Here is a 3,991-nt window from a genome sequence, read left to right as displayed (position 1 = left end):
CCCCTGACCCGGCTGCGGCTCCCCCGTCAGACCGGTGGGGGCAGGCCTGGCACCTGACGGGTCCGGCCGCGGAGCTCGGCCACCACCAGCTCGCCGCTGCGGATCGTCACGTCGTACAGCCCGGACCGCCCCGTCCTCGCCCGCTCCACCGCCTCGGCGACGAGCTCGGCCCCCAGGGGCACCGGCCGGAGGAACGCGATGTCGGCGCCGGACGCGACGGCCGAGGTGCCGTAGCTGTTGGACGCGTAGGCGAGCGCGGCATCGGCGAGCAGGAACAGGTATCCGCCGTGGCAGATGCCGTGGCCGTTCACGTGCCGCTCCGCCACGGCCATGCCGACCCTGGCACGCCCGGGGCCGACATCGAGCAGCCGGACGCCGGCTCCACGGCCGGCGGCGTCGGCCCGTTCCATCGCCTCTGCGGTGCGGGCCGCGACGTCCTCCGATGCTCGCTCGGTCACCGTGACGCCCTCTCGTCCATCGCCGCGGATGTTATCGCTCACGCAGCGCTAGGGTCGTTTCATGACCCCGACCTGCTCCCCGGTCCGGCGCTCGTGACCGCGACCATCCCGACGGACCCGGTCCCCCGCGTGATGCTGGTCTGGGACGCGCCCAACATGGACATGAGTCTGGGCTCGCTGCTCGGCGCCCGCCCCACCGCAGCGTTCCGGCCGCGCTTCGACGCAGTGGGCCGCTGGCTGCTGGATCTCGCCGGACCGGAGGCGATCGCCGAGGCCACCGTCTTCACCAACGTGGTGCCGGGAAGCACCGAGGTCGTCCGGCCATGGGTCGAGGCGCTGCGCAACGTGGGTTTCGCCGTGTTCGCGAAGCCCAAGATCAGCGAGGACTCCGATGTCGACGAAGACATGCTCGCGCACATCCGCCTCCGGGCGCAGGAAGGCACGCTGCGGCACGTCGTGGTGGCCTCCGGCGACGGACGCGCGTTCCGCGAGCCGCTCGAGGACCTCGAGAAGCTGGGCACCGGCGTCACGGTCATCGGGTTCCGGGAGCACGCCAGCTTCGCCCTGACCTCCGAGGTGATCGAGTTCATCGACCTCGAGGACATCGACGGCGTGTTCCGCGAGCCGCTCCCGCGCATCACCCTCGACTCGCTGCCCGAGGGCGGAGCCTGGCTGCCGCCGTTCCGCTCCCTGCGCTCGCTGCTGGAGGCACGCCGATGACCACACCTCTCGACGTGCGGCTCACCGCTCCGGTCGTACTGCCCTGCGACCCCGCCTGCACGGTGCTGCGCGACGGAGTCGTCGACATCGACGCCGCGGGCCGGATCACCCACGTCGGCCCCCGGTCGTCCGCCCCTCCGAGCGACGCACCGGTCCGGGCGTTGCCCGGCGCCCTGCTCCCCGGGCTCGTCAACACCCACGCCCACACCCCCATGTCGCTGCTGCGCGGCATGGGCGGCGACCTGCCGCTGATGAGCTGGCTGCAGGAGGTGATGTGGCCTGCCGAGGGCAAGCTCACCGCACCCGACGTGCACGTGGGCATGACCGCGGGATGCATCGAGCTGCTCCGCAACGGCTGCACCACGAGCGTCGAGATGTACTTCTTCACCGAAGCGGTGATCGACGCCGTCACCACCGTCGGATCCCGCGTCGTCCTGACCCCTGGCATCATCGCCGCGCCCGGCTGGGACCGGCTCGGCTCCTGGCAGCAGATGCGCGACGACGTGTCCGCGCTGATCGACGACATCGGGGTGCGGTCGGGTCCGGGCGAGCGCATCGAGCTCGGCTACGGCCCCCACGCGGCGTACACGCTGCCGCCGGAGGCGCTCACCTCGGTGGGCGAGCACGCCCGGGAACGCGGCGCACTCATCCACATCCACATGTCCGAGTCCGCCGAGGAGGACCTCGCCCAGCGCGAGGCCTACGGCTCGGTGCCCGCGATGCTCGACAAGCTCGGCATGTTCGGCGGGCGGGTGCTCACCGCCCACGCCGTCCAGCTGTCCGACGACGACATCGCGCTGCTGGCGGCCAACGACGCGGCCGTGGCCCACTGCCCCGGCTCCAACGCGAAGCTCGCCGCAGGTGTCGCACGGGTGTCGGCGCTTCGGCGCGCCGGTGTGCGCGTGGGCATCGGCACCGACGGACCGGCGTCCGGGGACAACCTCGACATGTGGGCCGAGGCCCGGCTCGCCGGCCTCCTCGCCCGCGTCACCAGCGGTGACGCCGCAGCACTCACCGCGGCGGAACTGCTGCTGATGTCGACGAGGGACGGCGCAGCCGCGATCGGGCGGGACGACATCGGCGCCCTGGAGCCCGGCCGGTGGGCCGACCTGGTGCACGTCGACCTCAGCGACTCCACGTTCGTCATGCCCGAGGACGACGCCCAGCTGCTGTCGAACCTGGTGTGGGCGGGGGGCTCCCGGTTGGTCCGGGACGTCTGGGTGGCGGGCGAGCAGGTGCTGGCCGACCGGGAGCCGACACGGGTGGACCGCGCCGCCGCAACCGCCGACCTCCGGCGGACGGCCGCACTCCTCCACTGACCCCCGCGAGTCGCCCACTTCAGACGCGCGAGTCGCCCACTTCAGTCGCGCGAGTCGCCCGCTCCGGGTGCGCGAGTCGCCCGTTCTGGGTGCGCGAGTCGCTCGTTCTGGGTGCGCGAGTCGCCCGTCATACGCGCGCAGTCGCCCCGGCCGCGCGGAGCACGCGCAGACATGCGGGGGCACGATCCATCAGCGATTGACCCGGCTCGACGGCGCGGGTCATCTGGCGGCCTGGGTCTCAGGGCGCCTGCACGAACTCCTGACCGTCGGGACGGATGACGGCTCAGCCGGCTCGCAGCTCGCGGTGCCGCCTCGCGCGCAGACCTCCAGCGGCGCGACCGCGCAGGGGCATGCCCCGCGTGATGAAGGCCTGGCCGATCTCGCTCTCCACCCGATGCATGGAGCTCAGATCGTCCGCACGAACGACGATCACGATCCAGCCCCGCCGTTCGAGCTCGAGGATGCGCGCCACGTCCCGCTCCTCGCGCCCGGCATGTGCGGCGTGCCCGTAGTACTCGACAGCGATCTTCAGCTCCGGCCAGCCGAGGTCGACCCGGTACCGAGGCTCACCGTCGATGGTGCACACCCAGTGGTTCACCTCCGGCACAGGGAAGCCCAGGTCGACGATCCGCCACAGCAGCCAGCTCTCCGCCGGGGACTCGGCTGCACCGGTGGCGAGGTCCAGGAGACGGACCCCGATGCGGGTGCCCCGGGGATCCGGGCGTTCTCGGAGCCGCCGGTGGAGCTCGTCGCGCAGGGCTGGACGATCATTCGGCGGCAGAGCGGAGAGCACCTGGTCGGCGATGGCCAGGGCATTCGCCGGCGCGGCGGTGCACAGCAGATCGGTGACGACGCGCTCCACGCAGAGGATCGGCAGACCGTCGACCAGCCGACGATCGCGATCGAGCGCCATGCCGTTGTGCACCACGAGCCCGGGACGGGTTCGCTTCTTGCTGCTGTAGGGCACGATGACGTGCACAGGTGTCGGCTCGGCCGCCGTGCAGCCGTGCATGAACGCAGCCGTGGGGCCGGTGATGACCGCATCCGGACCGGAGGCGAGCCATCCCGCCGCGATCACGGTGGACGGTTCGGCCGCGCGCGCAGGATCAACGAGCACGCCCGGCCATGGCGAGCTGAACTCGCCCGAGCTGATCGCCGAACGAACCCGGTGCTTGCCGAGCAGCCGGACGGCATCGCGTCGCCGGCATGCACCGGCCGTACCAGTTGTCGGAAACACGACCCGACGATCCCTCGGCGAACCCGAGCGCCGAGGCCGGACGCCGAAACTGTGGACAACTGCGGCGACATGTGGACAACTCGGCCCGCAGGACCCGCTGTCAGGCCGAACGGCCCCTGCGCCCTTCCACAACGGGACGGGCGACCGACGCCCAGGCGACGGGCGACTCGCCGACCGAACCGGGCGACTCGCGGGCGCTGCCCGAATGCTCAAGCGGGTCTGAAGGGGGACCAGATCCACCCGAACGGGCGGAATCG

4 protein-coding genes are annotated in these 3,991 nt (G+C 72.2%); 2 read left to right on the top strand and 2 right to left on the bottom strand.

Going from position 1 to position 3,991, the window contains the following annotated elements; translation table 11 throughout:
- Positions 1 to 26 precede the first annotated feature (26 nt).
- Entirely contained in the window at positions 27 to 458 is a 432-nt protein-coding gene (gene paaI, locus HF577_RS36760) for a hydroxyphenylacetyl-CoA thioesterase PaaI (RefSeq protein ID WP_312859623.1), read from the bottom strand.
- Between the two features lie 93 nt (positions 459 to 551).
- On the opposite strand from paaI, the gene HF577_RS36755 reads away from it, so the two are divergent.
- Together HF577_RS36755 and HF577_RS36750 are read left to right on the top strand one after the other, a co-directional pair.
- On the top strand, positions 552 to 1,178 hold the full coding sequence (locus HF577_RS36755; RefSeq protein ID WP_312859622.1) for an NYN domain-containing protein: 627 nt from the start codon (positions 552 to 554) through the stop codon (positions 1,176 to 1,178).
- Positions 1,175 to 2,497, top strand: coding sequence for an amidohydrolase family protein (locus HF577_RS36750; protein ID WP_169400610.1), 1,323 nt, complete (start codon positions 1,175 to 1,177; stop codon positions 2,495 to 2,497). Before HF577_RS36755 ends, HF577_RS36750 begins: the two co-directional genes overlap by 4 nt.
- Before the next feature lie 283 nt (positions 2,498 to 2,780).
- On the opposite strand, the gene HF577_RS36745 is transcribed toward HF577_RS36750, so the two are convergent.
- On the bottom strand, positions 2,781 to 3,614 hold the full coding sequence (locus HF577_RS36745; RefSeq protein WP_169400609.1) for a type IV toxin-antitoxin system AbiEi family antitoxin: 834 nt from the start codon (positions 3,612 to 3,614) through the stop codon (positions 2,781 to 2,783).
- Between the last annotated feature and the right edge of the window lie 377 nt (positions 3,615 to 3,991).

It is taken from the genome of Pseudonocardia xinjiangensis, assembly GCF_012911925.1.
GTDB classification, from domain to species: domain Bacteria; phylum Actinomycetota; class Actinomycetes; order Mycobacteriales; family Pseudonocardiaceae; genus Pseudonocardia; species Pseudonocardia xinjiangensis.
This window is presented reverse-complemented; position numbering and strand designations above follow the sequence as displayed.

What these genes read in the sequence shown, in the direction of transcription:
- HF577_RS36750 (WP_169400610.1), top strand. Translation starts at nt 1,175, where the DNA reads ATGACCACACCTCTCGACGTGCGGCTCACCGCTCCGGTCGTACTGCCC.